This window comes from Natrialba taiwanensis DSM 12281 (genome assembly GCF_000337595.1).
Taxonomy (GTDB): domain Archaea; phylum Halobacteriota; class Halobacteria; order Halobacteriales; family Natrialbaceae; genus Natrialba; species Natrialba taiwanensis.
On record NZ_AOIL01000009.1, the window covers coordinates 43,110 to 58,392 of the forward strand.

The window sequence follows — 15,283 nt, forward strand, 5'->3', positions numbered from 1 at the left end:
TATTATAGTTATGAGTTCAAAATACACCGAACATAACGTAACGGCAGAGCAGATAATGCTCGTTGTTCTGGTCGGGGTGAGCGCGCTATTCATCGTCGAGCCGATTTTGAGTAACTACCCCGACGATGCTCGAGTGTTCCCTCAGTTGACCGCGTCGATCGTTTTCGTCGGCTCGCTGTTGTTACTCTTCCGGGACTACCTCCCGGGGCCGCTCCGGACGTTCGTCGCCGAGAGCATTTCGATTACGAGTACCGACGAGTCTGATATCCCGGGAAGTGAAGCGAACCTCGAGGAGTCGGAGACGACCGACGAGGAGTACGAAGCGGAGACGCTCGGAGCCGAGTACGGCTACAAGGTGGACGAGACGACGTTTATGGTGGTCACGACGATCCTGTACTTCGCGGGCGGGTGGGCCGCCGGCTTCCTCTTCGCGACGCCGATTTACGTCCTCGGCTATACGCTCTGGTTCCGTACCAACCCCGTTACCAGCGTCTTGCTCGCCGTCCTGGGAACGTTCGTCATCTACCTCTTCATGACGTACCTCGTCCTCCCGTTCGACCAGGGACACATCTTCGACTTCAGTCCGTTCCTGCCGCTGCTGGTCGAGCCGATCACCGGGGGTGGGGTGTAAATGGCGGCGGTCAGCGCCTTCTTCGAAGGGTTGTCGATCGCGCTGAGCTGGCCGACGATTGGATGGCTCGCGGTCGGAATGATGCTCGGAATCGTCCTGGGAGCGCTACCGGGTATCGGTTCGCCGGTCGGGATGGCGATCGTGCTCCCGCTCACGCTGCCGCTCGAGACGACGGCCGCGATCATCCTTCTAGTGGCGATCTACAGCGGCGCGATGTTCGGCGGCTCGATTGCCGCCATCCTGCTCAACGCTCCGGGCACGGAGTCGGCCGCGGCGACGACGCTCGACGGGTATCCGATGGCACAGAACGGCCTGGCGAAGAACGCACTGGCGATCGCGACGGCGGCGTCGGCGCTGAACGGCTTCCTCGCGGCGATAGCGCTGGTCGTCCTGTCGCCGCTGCTCATCGAGATCGTCCTCGCGTTCGGATCGCCGGAGTACTTCCTCCTCGCCGTCCTCGGCATCTCCCTCATCACGATCGTCACGCAGGGATCGATCGTCAAGGGGCTCGTCGCCGGTGCGCTCGGTTTCATGATCTCGACGATCGGCACCGCGATCCTCAGTCCGCGTCCGCGATACACGTTCGGGCAGTTCGGACTCTACAACGGGATCGACTTCGTCGCGGCGCTGATCGGGATGTTCGCGTTCGCCGAGATGATGAAGCTCGCAGCACAGAAGCAGATTTCTCAAGACGATCTCGATATCGCGGGCAGCGTTCGGGAGGGGGCGAAGACGGTGTTCAAGTACCCGGTGACGACGATCAAGTCCGGACTGATCGGAATGGGAATCGGGATGATCCCCGGCTCGGGCGCGACGACGTCGACGTTCGTCGCGTACGCGGAGGAGGCCCGTTCGTCGGCCACAGACGGATCGTTCGGCGACGGGGACCCCCGCGGCGTCATCGCACCCGAGGGAGCGAACAACCCGACCGTCAGCGGCTCGCTCATTCCGACCCTGTCGTTCGGCATTCCGGGCAGCGGCTCGACGGCCGTCCTACTCGGCGGTATCCTGATGCACGGACTCCAACCGGGGCCCGTCCTCTTCGGCGAACAGCTCCACATCACGTACGCGCTGTTCATCTCGCTGTTCCTCAGCAACATCCTTATCGTCGTCGTCGGCCTGACGGTGATTCCGTACGCGAGCAAGATCACGGAAATCGATACGAACCTCATCATCCCGATGGTCATCGTCCTCTCGTTCGCGGGGGCCTACACGCTCAATCAGAACTGGTGGGACGTCGGCGCCGTCGTCGTACTCGGCCTTCTCGGGTTCTACATGGTCCGGTACAACTACTCGGTCATCGCGTTCGTCCTCGGTATCGTTCTCGGTCCCATCGCCGAGCAAAACTTCTTCCGGTCGCTACAGATCTCCGGCGGCGAGTACACGATCTTCGTCGATCCGGTGAACCAGCCGCTCTCGTTCCTGCTCACCATCGCGATTCTCGTCGTGCTGTTCGGTCCGTTCGTGAAGGGACGCGTCGAACGAGTCGTCAGCCGGACCTGAACTCTTTCCATCGCCTTCCCGTCGTCCCGCGCACGTCGACCGTCGTCTCGTAAGCGTTCGTGGCGTATGGCCCGGTTCCGGACCGGATCAATCACAAGGTCTAACTGAACGGCACCTACCATTGTAGTATGGTAGACGATTGGGAACACACGTCATTGAACGACCTCGGGACGAATCCGGAGAAACCGGGGCGGCGATGGGAGGTGTCACCGGCGCTGGGTATCGACGAGTTCAATTTCAACGTGGCCGTGCTCGAGCGGGAGGAGCGTCTCTCACAGAATCACTTCCACTATCACGAAAATCAGAAGGAGCTGTTTTACGTCGTCTCCGGTGCGTGTCGCGTCGAAACGCGAGAGGAGGGTTTCACCACGACCGAAGACGAGTTCATCGTCTTCCGGGACGGGCCGGGGGGCGCACACCCGTGCACAATCCGTTCGACGAGCCGTGCAAACTCGTCGCGATCGGTTGGCCGCAGGACGGTCGGTATCCGGTCCGCCAGCTCGAAACGGCGGCGGACGTAATCGACGCGACCGAAGCGGAGCGCGACTGAATCGGACGACGAGATGGCGCGAGCGCGACGGTGTCGCCGTCCGATCGGTATTGTCCCGCTTCGCGTGGCCGCGTCCCCACCCGTGCGAACGATCCGGGGGTGGCTCGTGCTCGTCGGGATCTGCCACAACAGCTCGGCGCTGGTGTACGCCATCTACGCTAGATCGTGCTGTACGCGACGAGCTGTCTATCGTGACCGGTCTCTCTCGCCGCCATGTAACGGACCGCCGTCGGGAAGTCAGGATGATCGCAGCCGCGCCACCGGGCGACGGCTCCCGGCGAAATCCGCGATCACCGCCCCGGTCAACTGTTCGATGACGTAGTAGGTGATGATCGCGAGGACGGCGATTCCCGATGCGTACTCCGCGGCGATGAGCAAGGCGATGCCGAGGTTCTTGAAACTGCCAGCGAAGAATATCGGGAGAGTTCGCCGCCGGCCAAGGTCGCAGTAGCGCCCCGCGGCGTATGCCATCGCCGATCCGAGCCCGAGAATCGCGATCGAGACGGCGACCAGGTTGAGGAGAGTGCGAACGGGAACGGTCGCAGGATCGGCACCGGCGACGCCTGTGTAGATGATGAGCGCGATTGCAGCGCCGGACCCGTACTCCGCCGTCCGGTCCGAGAGCGCAGTGTCCGGAACCAGCCTCGTAAGCACCACGGCGGCGCCAACGATGAGCAGGACGTCGGTGAGAATCGATCGGACCGGGACGGCACCGTTCCGATCGGCGAGGACCAGAAGTAACAGCGGTGTCGCGATCGGTGCGAGGAGAATCGACGCGATCGAAACGATCGCGGCGAGCTGTGTGTCACCACGGGAGAACCGCGTCCAGACGATCGCGCTCCCCGCCGTCGTGGGGACCGCGAGCGTGATCGCGATCCCCGTGAGCGCCGCGTTCGAGAGCGCGAAGCTCGCGAGCGCAACGCCGACGAACGGAAGCAAGACGTATCCGAGGCCGAGCGAGAGGGCGGCCGGCACCCCGACCGCGTACGGGTTCACCTCGCCGAGGGAGAGCCCGCGAACGGAACTGTACACGAGGAAGATCACCAGCGGCGTCAGGAGCACGCTCGTGTACCGTTCGGGACCGGGAACAAGCAGTCCGACGGTCGCCGAGAAGAGGACGGCCAGGATGTTCTTTTGGTCAGCCAGGCGGCCGAAATCGGGGAGTGCCATCCGTGTAGTTACGTTTCGACCCTCGGAACGCCGTCGGCGTCCGAGCAGCGCGTAGTTCGGGACACGGTGCCGGGTTATTTATTCGTTGGGTCGGTCGCGAGTTCGGTCCGGTTCAGTCCGATCCAGTCCGATGTTCCGTCGAATCGCGACGCGAAGCGGCACAACAGTTATGTGCATTCCCTGTACTAACGTGTACCACGCACAGAACGTGCAAGCAAGTAGCAACCGACCGGTAGCTGCGGTAGGATCTGCAAACGGTCGCGAGGTCGCATCCCCCGTATTCGGTTCGACGTCCGGTGGGAGAGCGACCGGCGGCTATCAGTCGTCGACCGACGGCGTGGATTCACGTCTTGTGCCAGCCCCGTGCGGGAGACGAACGCCGTTCTCGCTTGCACTACCGAGATGCGGGCGTCCGAGACGACACCAGCACACACCGAACACACATGGCTACGAACGACCGACCGGCCGACGAAGACCCAGCGATCGACAGCCGTGCGGAGTACAACTATCGAACCGAGACGGCGAACCGCCCGGACCTCACGGCAGCCCTCGAAACGCGCGTCGACGGTGAAGTCCGCTTCGACGAGTACTCGCGGGAGATGTACGCGACCGACGCCAGCGCGTACGAGGTCCTCCCCATCGGCGTCGTCTATCCGACCGGGACCGACGACGTGGCGACGGTGATGAGCTACTGCGCCGAGCGCGGGATTCCGGTCCTTCCGCGGGGCGGCGGGACGAGTTTGGCCGGGCAGACGGTCAACGAGGCGGTCGTCCTCGATTTCACGCGCGACATGAACGACGTGACGGGGGTGGACCCCGATTCGGGGCGGGCACGCGCCCAGCCGGGGGTCACGATCGGGGAGCTCAACCGGACGCTCGAGCCCCACGGGCTGAAGTTCGCGCCCGATCCGTCGACTGCCGACCGCAGCGCGCTCGGCGGGGCGATCGGGAACAACACGACCGGCGCACACTCCCTGAAGTACGGCAAGACGGACGCCTACGTCGAGGAGGCGGAAGTCGTACTATCCAACGGAACGGTGACGACTTTCGGCGAGAGTGCCGTCGACGATCTCCGCGCGAGCGCGGGCCCGGACGGCGAGTTGCTCGAGCGGATCCACGACGCGGTCATCAGGCTCATCGACGACGAAAGCGAGGCGATCGAAGCCGCCTACCCGACGCTGAAGCGAAACGTCTCGGGCTACAACCTCGACGGTTTGATCGACGACGCGGCGACCGGGACCGTCAACCTCGCGAGGCTACTGGTCGGGAGTGAGGGCACGCTCGGCATCGTCACCGAGGCCGAGGTATCGCTCGAGCCGATCCCCAACACGAAGTCCGTCGCGGTGCTCTGTTACCGCAGTCTGCTCGACGCGATGGACGACGTGGACGCGATCTTGGACCACGATCCGGCGGCCGTCGAGGTGATGGACGACGTGTTGCTCAACCTGGCCCGCGACACCGAAGAGTTCGCCGACATCGTCGATATCCTCCCGGAGGGGACGAACTCGTTCCTGCTCGTCGAGTTCTACGCCGCGGACGACGCCGACCGTAGGGAGACGGTCGAGCGGCTGCTCGACGACCGAGCGGGTGAACTCGCGTTCGACGCGCTGACGGCCTACGACGAGCAGCGACAGCAGCGCCTCTGGAAGATGCGGAAGGCGTCGACGCCGATTTTGCTCTCCCGGACCGGCGACGAGAAACACATCGCGTTCATCGAGGACATCGCGATTCCGCCCGAGCACCTCTCCGAGTACATCGCCGACTTCCAGGCGGTTATGGAGGATCACGACACGTTCGGTAGCTTCTACGCCCACGCCGGTCCGGGCTGTATTCACATCCGTCCCCTGGTCAACACGAAGACCGCGGAGGGCGTCGAGACGATGGAGTCGATCTCGGACGACGCGACCGATCTCGCGGTGAAATACGGCGGGAGCGTCTCCGGCGAGCACGGCGACGGCCGCGCGCGCACCCAGTGGAATCGGAAACTCTACGGCGAGCACGTCTGGCAGCTCTTCCGCGACTTAAAGACCGCGTTCGACCCGGACTGGCTGCTCAATCCGGGCTCGGTCTGCGGCGACCACGACATGACCGAGCACCTCCGGTTCGGCCCGGACAGCCGGTTCGAGGCCGGGTTCGATCCGGTGCTTAACTGGGACACCGAGAACGGGTTCCAGGGCATGGTCGAACTCTGTCACGGCTGCGGCGGCTGTCGGGGTAGCCAGGCGGGAACCGGCGGCGTCATGTGTCCGACCTACCGGGCGACCCGGGAAGAGATTACGAGCACGCGGGGTCGAGCGAACATGCTCCGGCAGGCGATGACCGGGGACCTCCCGCCGGAAGAGGCGTTCAGCGACGAGTTCGTCACCGAGGTGATGGATCTTTGTGTCGGCTGTAAGGGCTGTTCGAAGGACTGTCCGAGCGAGGTCGATATGGCGAAGCTGAAAGCGGAGGTCGAACACGAGTACCACGAGCGCCACGGCGCGTCGGTGCGGGACAGGCTGTTCGCGAACATCGCCACCCTCTCGACGCTCGGCAGCGCCGCCGCGCCGCTGTCGAACTACGCGAGCAAGGTGCCCGGCGCGCGGACGGTGCTAGAGAAAACGATCGGGATCGCCCGCGAGCGGTCGCTGCCGACGTTCCACCGCGAGACGTTCGTCGACTGGTTCGAATCCCGCGAGTCGCGGGTCGATCCCGACGCCGCCGAGCGCAACGTCCTGCTGTTCCCGGACGTGTACACGACCTACAACGACCCCGAAATCGGGAAGGCAGCCGTTCGCGTGCTCGAGGCCGCCGGCGTTCGCGTCGAGCTTCCGGACGGCGTGACTTCGAGCGGCCGTCCGGCCTTCTCGAAGGGATTTCTGGACGACGCGCGCAAGCGGGCCGATCGGAACGTGAACGCGCTCGTTCCCAGGGTTCGGGACGGCTGGGACATCGTCGTGTGCGAGCCGAGCGACGCCGTCATGTTCCAGTCGGAGTATCGGGACCTCTTGACCGGGAACGACGTCGACGTGGTCGCCGAGAGCACCTACGGCGTCTGCGAGTACGTCGACGTCCATCGACTCGACGAGTCTCTCGAGTTCCGGGCTATCGGCGAGCAACTCACCTATCACGGCCACTGCCACCAGAAGGCGACCGGCAAGGACCACCACGCCGTCGGCGTGTTACGGCGGGCGGGATACGGCGTCGATCCGCTCGACAGTAGCTGCTGCGGGATGGCCGGCTCGTTCGGCTACGAGGCCGAACACTACTCGATGAGCCGCGCCATCGGTCGACTGCTCTTCGACCAGATCGAGGCAGGCGACGGCGACAGCGTTGTCGCGCCGGGTGCTTCCTGTCGAACGCAGATCGGCGACGAGTACGACGACAAACCCGCCCACCCGGTAACGAAACTCGCCGACGCGATCGCCTGATCCGGTTCTGGTTCTGGTCCCGGTTCACAACCGATCGGGATCCCGAACTGAAACGCTGCCGAACTCGCGACGAACTCGTTCCGGAACGATCGTCGGTGGCGTCACTGCGGTCAGGGTGGAGCGGATGATACGCGAGGCAGCGACGGAACGACCCAACTCTTCTGCGTTTCGACCACTTCGACTCGAGTTCTGCATACGAGAACGTCCGAATATCCGGGATCGTATCGAGTTGCAACTGCACCGTCGCACAACCGCTCGATCGACCGGTTTCCGGCGGCCCACTGCCTGCTGCGAACCGAGTTCGGACGACGCCCGAACGTCTCGCGAACTCCCCGAGAATCACAGCCGGTCCCTCGCTGCGTGAACGGGAGCTCGGTCTCTGAACATTCTGATGCAGAGAACGTCCGATTCTTGGACAGTTTATATGGTTCGCGGAGCAGAACGATCATTCGTCCGACCCGTCGAACGGGTTTTACATCTGTATGCCCGTAAATAGGCGGCACACGAGCATCCTCGTGATTCAGCAGTCTCGTGCGGTGTGGTCCCAATCCATTCTGATATAGAGAACAGATGTACGACAGCGTTCTATCACCGCGGGTTACCAGCGCCATCTCATGTCGTTTCAGTCGTCTCTATCCCATCGTTTCGATCAGCCGAATTTGTTCGTGAGAATAAACACGGCGAACGCCGCTCGGCGTCGATGACGCCGATGGTGGGACGGTCACCCGCTTCCCTGATCGAACGATTCGACCGTGTGTCTCCGGACGACGAATCCACGACCATGATCGCCCGGACGCCGGTCCGTTCGACGAACTCGCGACTCGTCTGCGAATCGACGCCGCTGCCTGGTGCGATATTCCATCCCATAGACTTATTATTTTCCGGACGATACCACGGTTCATGGTACACGAAGTGGCGACTATCCCGGGGGACGGTATCGGACCGGAAGTCATCGATGCGGTACAACCGGTCTTCGACGACGTTTCGGAACGGTTCGAGTTCGACCTCGAACTGGTGCGGTACGATTGGGGCTCCGAACGATACCTCGAGAGCGGTTCGATGATGCCCGACGGCGGACTCGACGACCTCGCGGGGTACGACGCAATTATGCTCGGCGCGATCGGCCACCCCGACGTGCCCGACCACGTGACGCTGAACAATCTGCTCCTTCCGATCCGGAAGGGGTTCGACCAGGCTATCTGTAAGCGGCCGGCGATCCTCTTCGACGGCGTCGAGAGCCCGCTCGAGGGATACGACGGCGGCGACATCGATTTCGTCGTGTACCGCGAGAACACCGAAGGGGAATACGCCGACATGGGCGGGCAGGAGCACCCCGGCCACGGCCACGAGGTCGCCGTCCAGAGCGCAGTGTTCACGCGAACCGGGACCGAGCGGATCGTACGAGCCGCGTTCGAGGCCGCGACCGAGCGCGAGGGACGAGTGACCAGCATCACGAAATCGAACGCGCAGGCCCACAGCATGGTATTCTGGGATCAGATCGTCGAGGACGTCTCGGCCGAGTACCCGGACGTGACGGTCGAGCGACTGCTCGTCGACGCCGCGAGCATGGACTTCATCCGTCGACCGGAAGCGTTCGACGTCGTCGTCGCGTCGAATCTCTTCGGCGACATCCTGACCGATATCGGGGCCATTATCACCGGGAGCATGGGGCTCGCCCCGTCAGCCAACATCAACGTCTCGGGAGAATACCCGTCGATGTTCGAGCCGGTCCACGGAAGCGCACCCGATATCGTCGGCGACGGCGTCGCGAACCCGGTTGCGACGATCCTCTCCGCAGCGATGCTGTTCGACCACCTCGGCGAAACCGAGGCCGGAGATGCGGTCTGGAGCGCCGTCACCGATCAGCTAGCGGATTCGGACGCGCCCCGGACGCCGGATCTGGGCGGGTCCGCAACGACGGCGCAGGTGGTCGCGGATCTTCGCACCCGACTCTAACGCTGGTTCCGAGACGACGGCCGACTCACCTCATACGTCCGTAACATTCAATTCGATCCCCGGAGAGCAATAGGTATGACCGAGCGCACGGAGCTCGACCAACTATACGTCCACGAATCGGTCGAAAACGTCATTCCCCAAGACGCGTTCGTCGACGCGTTCGACGAGGTATCGATCCCCGCCGAACTCGTCGGCGACGGTCGCGAGTACGACGCCTCCGACGCGATAGCGACGTACGCACCGCGGCCGGAGTTCCTGGACGCGGGGTGGGTCCACTGCATTCGCGCCGGCTACGACGAGTTCGATACCGACGCGTACGACGCAGCCGGCGTGGCGCTCACGAACAGCTCCGGCATTCACGGCTCGACGGTCGGCGAACTCGCGCTTACCTTCATGCTCTCGCTCGCTCGCTTAGGCCACCGCTACCGCGATCACCAGAACGAGCGAAGCTGGTGGGAGCCGCCGTACGATCGCCCGTTCACGATCGAGAACGAACGCGTCTGCGTCGTCGGCCTCGGGACCATCGGCGAAGCGATCGCGACTCGCTGTGACGCCCTCGGGATGGACATCGTCGGGGTTCGACGCTCCGACGAACCGGTCCCGGGCGTCTCCGAACTCTTCGACCCGGATCGCCTCCGCGATGCGATCGAGAACGCTCGCTTCGTCGTTCTCACGGTCCCGCACACGCCGGAGACCGAGGGATTGCTGAGCGACGAGGAGTTCGCGGCGATGCGAGACGACGCCTTCGTTATCAACGTCGCTCGCGGTCCCGTCGTCGACGAGGAGTCGCTCATCGCGGCGATCAAGAACGACCGGATCGCGGGTGCGGGACTCGACGTGTTCGAGACGGAACCACTCCCGGACGACTCGCCCCTCTGGGGCCTCGATGAAGTTATCATCTCGCCCCACAAGGGATCCGCGACGAATCGGTACCACCTCGATATCGCCGATCTCGTAGCGGAGAACGTACGGCGGTACCAATCGGGCGATATCCTGAAGAACCGCGTCGCCTGACGGTGACGAGACCGAGTACGACCGACCCGTTCGAGATGATACCGGCGAGGTTTTCCACCTCGTGCAGGAGTAAACGTCGCCCCGTTCGTCTATGGCTCGACACGCACGCGGGACGCCGGGAGGAGTTCGCCAGCGGGAGTCCCGTTGTGTGTTCGTCGATTTCATCGTCGAGTGGTCGATATTTTCCCCCATCATGGTGAGATAATAATGTAGCAGTCACCCTCTGGTGACATGCGTTCCTCTTTACTAACTTCACTACTAAAGATACTACCGAGGGTGCCGGTACGGACCGTGTATCGACAGGGACCGGCGGCGGACCCGACGTGCGCTCTCAATCGAACTCGTCCCGATAACCTATAAGGGAGCCGATTCATACCAACGTATGGTCACGATTGTGAATCGGACCGCGTTCGAACGGACGCCGGCGCACGCACTTGCCCTCGACTGCCTCGTCGCCGGAATGGAGGCCGCACATCCGGAGGCGATCGTCGAGGAGACGGTGTCGGTCGGCGACGGGCTGCTCCGCATCGATGGCGAGTTCGACGACGAGTCGGCCGAGTACGATCTGGCGCAGTACGAGCGGGTTTTCGTCGTCGGCGGTGGTAACGCGGCCGGTCACTTCGCGCGGACATTAGAGGAGATCATCGGACCGTGGATAACCGAGGGGGTGGTCGTCACCGACGATCCGGCCGGCGCATCGGTCGTTTCGGAGTTGGACGGCGATCACCCGATTCCGAGCGAGCGCGGCGTCCACGGTGCCGAGCACGTCCTCGACACCGCCGAACGCGCCGGTGACGATGATCTCGTCCTCGCCTGCGTTACCGGCGGCGGGAGCGCGCTGCTTCCGGCTCCGGTCGAGTCGCTCTCGCTCGCGGACCTGCAGACGGTGACGGAGTCGCTGCTCCGCTGTGGTGCCTCGATCGACGAAATCAACGCCGTTCGGAAACACTGCTCGGCGATCAAGGGCGGCAAACTCGCCCGTACCGCGTCACCGGCGACAGTTGTGACTCTGGTCATGAGCGACGTCATCGGCGACGACCTCGGCGTGATCGCGAGCGGCCCGACCGCGCCCGATCCGACGACGTACGCGGACGCACTCGACGTGCTGGCTCGGTACGACCTGTCCGTCTCCGAGGCGGTAACGTCGTACCTGGCGGAGGGCGAGCGCGGAGTGCATCCGGAAACCGTCAAACCGACGGATCCGCTGTTGGAAACGGTCAACTCGCACATCCTCGGGAGCGGCCGGACCGCAATTGACGCGGCTCGGTCGGTCGCCTCGGAGCGTGGGTACACGCCCCTCGTGCTCTCCGCTCGCGTGCGCGGAGAGGCCAGCGACGCGGCGATCACGCACGTCGCGATCGCCGAGGAGTGTCACGTCACTGGCGAACCGGTTTCCCCGCCCGCAGTACTCATCTCCGGCGGCGAAACGACGGTTACACTCGCGGACGACCACGGAAGCGGTGGCCCGAACCAAGAGTTCGTTCTGAGCGGGGCGGTGGAACTCGACGTGGACGATATTGTGGTCGCGAGCGTAGACACCGACGGGATCGACGGGGCGACCGAGGTCGCCGGCGCGATTGCGGCCCCGCCGGAGATTCCACGCGACGAGGGCCGTGCCGCGCTGGCGCGCAACGACGCGCAGCCACTCCTGGCGGACGCCGATTCGATCGTCCGCACCGGACCGACCGGCACGAACGTCAACGATCTCCGCGTTCTCGTCGTCGGTGACGACTCGAGCGCGTGATCGCAGCCGCCGCTGTCCCGCTTGTCCCATCTCGTGGGTGAGTTTGACAGACACAGAGTTTATCATTATTGATGCCGCAGTTACTCGTAATGGCTGTTGAAAAGCCCGACAGTGGCCTCCGCAACTACAAGGAGTTCCGCGATGAACTCGATAACGATTACGACGACGTCCGCGAGTACGCGGCTCTCGCGGCCGACCTCCGCTCGGTTGTCGAGGGTGAGGTCCGCTTCGACGAATACGCACAGGTATTGTATGCGACCGACGGCAGCATCTATCAGGCCCGACCCGCGGGTGCCGTTCTCCCCCGCGACATCGAAGACGTGCGCAACGCCATGCGCGTTGCAGCCGACCACGACGTTCCGGTTATTGCACGCGGGGCGGGGTCGTCGCTGGGCGGGCAGACGGTGGGACCGGGGTGCGTCGTGCTCGACATGACGACCTACATGGACGACATCCTCGAGGTCGACATCGACCGGCAGCGGGCGCGCGTCCAACCGGGCGTCGTTCAGGATCACCTCGACGAGCACCTCGAGCAGTACGGACTCAAGTTCGCACCCGACCCCGCCTCGTCGAACCGGGCGACGATCGGCGGCGGCATCGGGAACAACTCGACCGGTGCGCACTCGGTCCGGTACGGCATCACCGACGCCTACACCGAGGCGCTGACGGTCGTCCTTGCCGACGGCTCGCTCATTCGAACCCGCGAGGTCGTCCTCGATTCCGAGGAGTGGGACGAGATCACGTCGAAAGACGACCGCGAGGCCGCAATCTACCGAACCGTCCGCGCCCTCGTCGAAGAGAACGCCGACGAGATCGAACGGCGGTATCCGGAGCTCAAGCGCAACGTCTCCGGCTACAACCTCAACAAGGTGCTCTACGAAAACGAGGCCGGCGAAGACGTCATCAACCTCACGAAGCTGCTCGTCGGCGCCGAATCGACCCTCGGAGTGGTCGTCGAAGCCGAACTCAGCCTCGTGACCCTGCCCGCGGAGACGGCGCTCGTCCTCTACTGCTTCGAGGACCTGGTCGACGCGCTCGAAGCGGTCCCCGAAGCCCTCGAGTTCGCTCCCAGCGCGGTGGAGCTGATGGACGACGAACTGTTCCGGCTCGCCCGCGAGTCCGAACAGTTCTCCCGCTACGAGGAACCGATCCCCGACGAGACGGTGGCGGCGCTGATGCTGGAGTACGACTTCGAACTCCACGACGACTTCGAGGCGGCGATCGGGCGGACGAACGCCCACTTCGTCGACGAGGGCGACGCCTTCGAGGCGATGGAAGCGTACACCGAGGACGACCAGGCGGACCTCTGGAAGCTCCGCAAGGCGGCCATTCCGCTGTTGATGAGCCTCGAGGGCGACCCGAAGCCGTACCCGTTCATCGAGGACGCGACGGTGCCGCCCGCTGAACTCGCCGAGTACGTCGAGACGTTCATGGCCGTCCTCGAGGACCACGACACCTCCGCGGCCTATTTCGCGCACGCGGGGAGCGGAACGCTGCACATCCGGCCGATCCTTACTCTGAAAGACGAGGCGGGGATCGAGACGATGCAGTCGATCACCGAGGACGTGACCGATCTGGTCCTCGACCACGACGGGGCGTTCTCCGGGGAGCACGGCGACGGGCTCGCGCGGACGGCGTTCAACCCAAAAATGTACGGCGACGACCTCTGGGCGGCCTTCCAGGAGGTCAAATCGGTCTTCGACCCCGACTGGCGGATGAATCCGGGGAAGGTTGTCTACACCGATGAGGCACCGACGGACATGCGCGAGACCCTGCGGTACGGGGATACCTACACCTCGATCGAGCCCCGGACGAAGCTGGACTTCTCCGATGAAGGCGGGTTTGCTCACCTGGTGGAGCTGTGTAACGGCTGCGGGACTTGCCGGCAGACCGACGACGTGATGTGTCCCACCTACCGCGGGATGAAAGATGAACTCGCGACGACCCGCGGCCGGGCGAACATGCTCCGGGCGGCCATCTCCGGCGAGCTCCCCGAGGAAGAGATGTACACCGAGCGCTTCCAGAAGGAAGTGCTCGACCTCTGTGTCGGCTGTAAGGGCTGCAAGAGCGACTGCCCGACCGGTGTCGACATGGCGAAGCTCAAGGCCGAAACCAAGTACCACTACTACGAGCGCGAGGGCGTCGGACTGCGAGAGCGGTTGTTCGGAAACATCGACACGCTCTCGCGACTCGGAAGCGCGCTCGCGCCGCTCTCGAACGTCGGGCAGAAGCTCCCCGGGAGCGGCCTCATCATGGAGCACGTCGCCGGCATCGCGCCCGAACGGGAGCTTCCGACGTTCCGGCGGGAGTCCCTGCAGGACTGGTTCGCGAAACGCGGACCGCGAGTGGGCCCGGAGGAAGCTGATCGAAAGGTCGTACTGTTTCCCGATACGTACACGAACTACAGCTACCCCCGGCCCGGGAAAGCCGCCGTGCGCGTGCTCGAGTCGGCCGGCGTCCACGTCGAAATCCCCGACGACGTCGCCCCCAGCGGCCGGGCGGCGTACTCGGTCGGCATGCTCGACGCCGCTGAAGAGCGCGCCCGGACGAACATCGACCTGTTCACCGAGTTCATCGAGGACGGCTACGAGATTATTGCCGTCGAACCATCCGATGCCGTGGCGTTTCAAGACGAGTACCTCGATCTGGTGTCGACGGCAGACGCGGAGCGAGTCGGCGCGCATGCGTACGGGATCAGCGAGTTCATGGATACGCACCGCCTCGTCGAGCAACTCCCGCTCGACGAGACGGACGAAACTCTCGCGTATCACGGCCACTGCCATCAGCAGGCGACTGGTAAGGATCACCACGCCGTCGGCGTGCTTCGGCGGGCGGGATACGCGGTCGATCCGATCGACTCGGGCTGCTGTGGCATGGCCGGCTCGTTCGGCTACGAGGCCGAACACTACGACCTCTCGAAGGCGATCGGCGAGCGTCTCTACGAGAAGCTAGACGAGAGCGACGGTACGCCGGTCGCGCCGGGGGCGTCCTGCCGGAGCCAGATCGGCGACTGGGAGACCCGCGACGAGCGGCCGCCTCACCCGATCGAGAAGGTGAACGAACTGCTCACAGGGCAAGGCTCGTAGCTCGTCCGCATCGATTCCGTGTGAACGTTTCCGGAAGACGGGAGCAATAGTGTCGGCAGCAACTGCTTTCGAATCCGGCGCATCGATTTCCAGTTGATGCGGTGATCGGGTCGCTATAGTAACAACTGAAACGGTTTACACGCTGATCGTACAGCTATCGAGCGATTAGGTGTGCACTGACTTTCAGTGGCTACTATAGTCTCCGGCGACACAGACGAG

Annotated in this window: 9 protein-coding genes; 8 read left to right on the plus strand and 1 reads right to left on the minus strand. The window is 64.0% G+C overall.

All coding sequences use genetic code 11. The features are described 5' to 3' along the window. Nucleotides 1-55 precede the first annotated feature (55 nt). From C484_RS01130 to C484_RS01140, 3 genes are all read left to right on the plus strand, one after another. Entirely contained in the window at nucleotides 56-631 is a 576-nt protein-coding gene (locus C484_RS01130; protein WP_006824138.1) for a tripartite tricarboxylate transporter TctB family protein, read from the plus strand. Further along, entirely contained in the window at nucleotides 632-2,134 is a 1,503-nt protein-coding gene (locus tag C484_RS01135; RefSeq protein ID WP_006824139.1) for a tripartite tricarboxylate transporter permease, read from the plus strand. Between the two features lie 128 nt (nucleotides 2,135-2,262). Further along, a complete protein-coding gene (locus C484_RS01140) occupies nucleotides 2,263-2,655 on the plus strand; it encodes a cupin domain-containing protein (protein ID WP_006824140.1) in 393 nt (130 codons plus the stop codon). Nucleotides 2,656-2,921: 266 nt separating this feature from the next. Here the strand turns inward: C484_RS01140 and C484_RS01145 are convergent, their stop codons facing one another. Beyond that, nucleotides 2,922-3,854 (minus strand): bile acid:sodium symporter family protein, encoded by a 933-nt coding sequence (locus tag C484_RS01145; protein ID WP_006824141.1) that lies wholly within the window; start codon nucleotides 3,852-3,854, stop codon nucleotides 2,922-2,924. Nucleotides 3,855-4,297: 443 nt separating this feature from the next. Between C484_RS01145 and C484_RS01150 the strand changes: the two genes are divergently transcribed. The 5 genes from C484_RS01150 (at nucleotide 4,298) to C484_RS01175 (ending at nucleotide 15,064) form a co-directional block, all read left to right on the plus strand. After that, nucleotides 4,298-7,264 (plus strand): FAD-binding and (Fe-S)-binding domain-containing protein, encoded by a 2,967-nt coding sequence (locus tag C484_RS01150; RefSeq protein WP_006824142.1) that lies wholly within the window; start codon nucleotides 4,298-4,300, stop codon nucleotides 7,262-7,264. 900 nt (nucleotides 7,265-8,164) lie between these two features. Next, nucleotides 8,165-9,220, plus strand: a complete 1,056-nt coding sequence (locus tag C484_RS01160; protein WP_006824144.1) for an isocitrate/isopropylmalate dehydrogenase family protein — start codon at nucleotides 8,165-8,167, stop codon at nucleotides 9,218-9,220. 75 nt (nucleotides 9,221-9,295) lie between these two features. Next, on the plus strand, nucleotides 9,296-10,234 hold the full coding sequence (gene ddh / locus C484_RS01165; RefSeq protein ID WP_006824145.1) for a D-2-hydroxyacid dehydrogenase: 939 nt from the start codon (nucleotides 9,296-9,298) through the stop codon (nucleotides 10,232-10,234). Nucleotides 10,235-10,616: 382 nt separating this feature from the next. Then, nucleotides 10,617-11,978 carry a glycerate kinase type-2 family protein gene (locus C484_RS01170; protein ID WP_006824146.1) on the plus strand — a complete coding sequence of 454 codons (1,362 nt, stop codon included), beginning with the start codon at nucleotides 10,617-10,619 and terminating at the stop codon, nucleotides 11,976-11,978. Between the two features lie 89 nt (nucleotides 11,979-12,067). Next, a complete protein-coding gene (locus tag C484_RS01175; protein ID WP_006824147.1) occupies nucleotides 12,068-15,064 on the plus strand; it encodes an FAD-binding and (Fe-S)-binding domain-containing protein in 2,997 nt (998 codons plus the stop codon). Nucleotides 15,065-15,283 lie beyond the last annotated feature (219 nt).

Coding starts and splice junctions, on each gene's coding strand:
- C484_RS01130 (WP_006824138.1), top strand. CDS start 56: ATGCTCGTTGTTCTGGTCGGGGTGAGCGCGCTATTCATCGTCGAGCCG.
- C484_RS01135 (WP_006824139.1), top strand. CDS start 632: ATGGCGGCGGTCAGCGCCTTCTTCGAAGGGTTGTCGATCGCGCTGAGC.
- C484_RS01140 (WP_006824140.1), top strand. CDS start 2,263: ATGGTAGACGATTGGGAACACACGTCATTGAACGACCTCGGGACGAAT.
- C484_RS01145 (WP_006824141.1), bottom strand. CDS start 3,854: ATGGCACTCCCCGATTTCGGCCGCCTGGCTGACCAAAAGAACATCCTG.
- C484_RS01150 (WP_006824142.1), top strand. CDS start 4,298: ATGGCTACGAACGACCGACCGGCCGACGAAGACCCAGCGATCGACAGC.
- C484_RS01160 (WP_006824144.1), top strand. CDS start 8,165: ATGGTACACGAAGTGGCGACTATCCCGGGGGACGGTATCGGACCGGAA.
- ddh (WP_006824145.1), top strand. CDS start 9,296: ATGACCGAGCGCACGGAGCTCGACCAACTATACGTCCACGAATCGGTC.
- C484_RS01170 (WP_006824146.1), top strand. CDS start 10,617: ATGGTCACGATTGTGAATCGGACCGCGTTCGAACGGACGCCGGCGCAC.
- C484_RS01175 (WP_006824147.1), top strand. CDS start 12,068: ATGGCTGTTGAAAAGCCCGACAGTGGCCTCCGCAACTACAAGGAGTTC.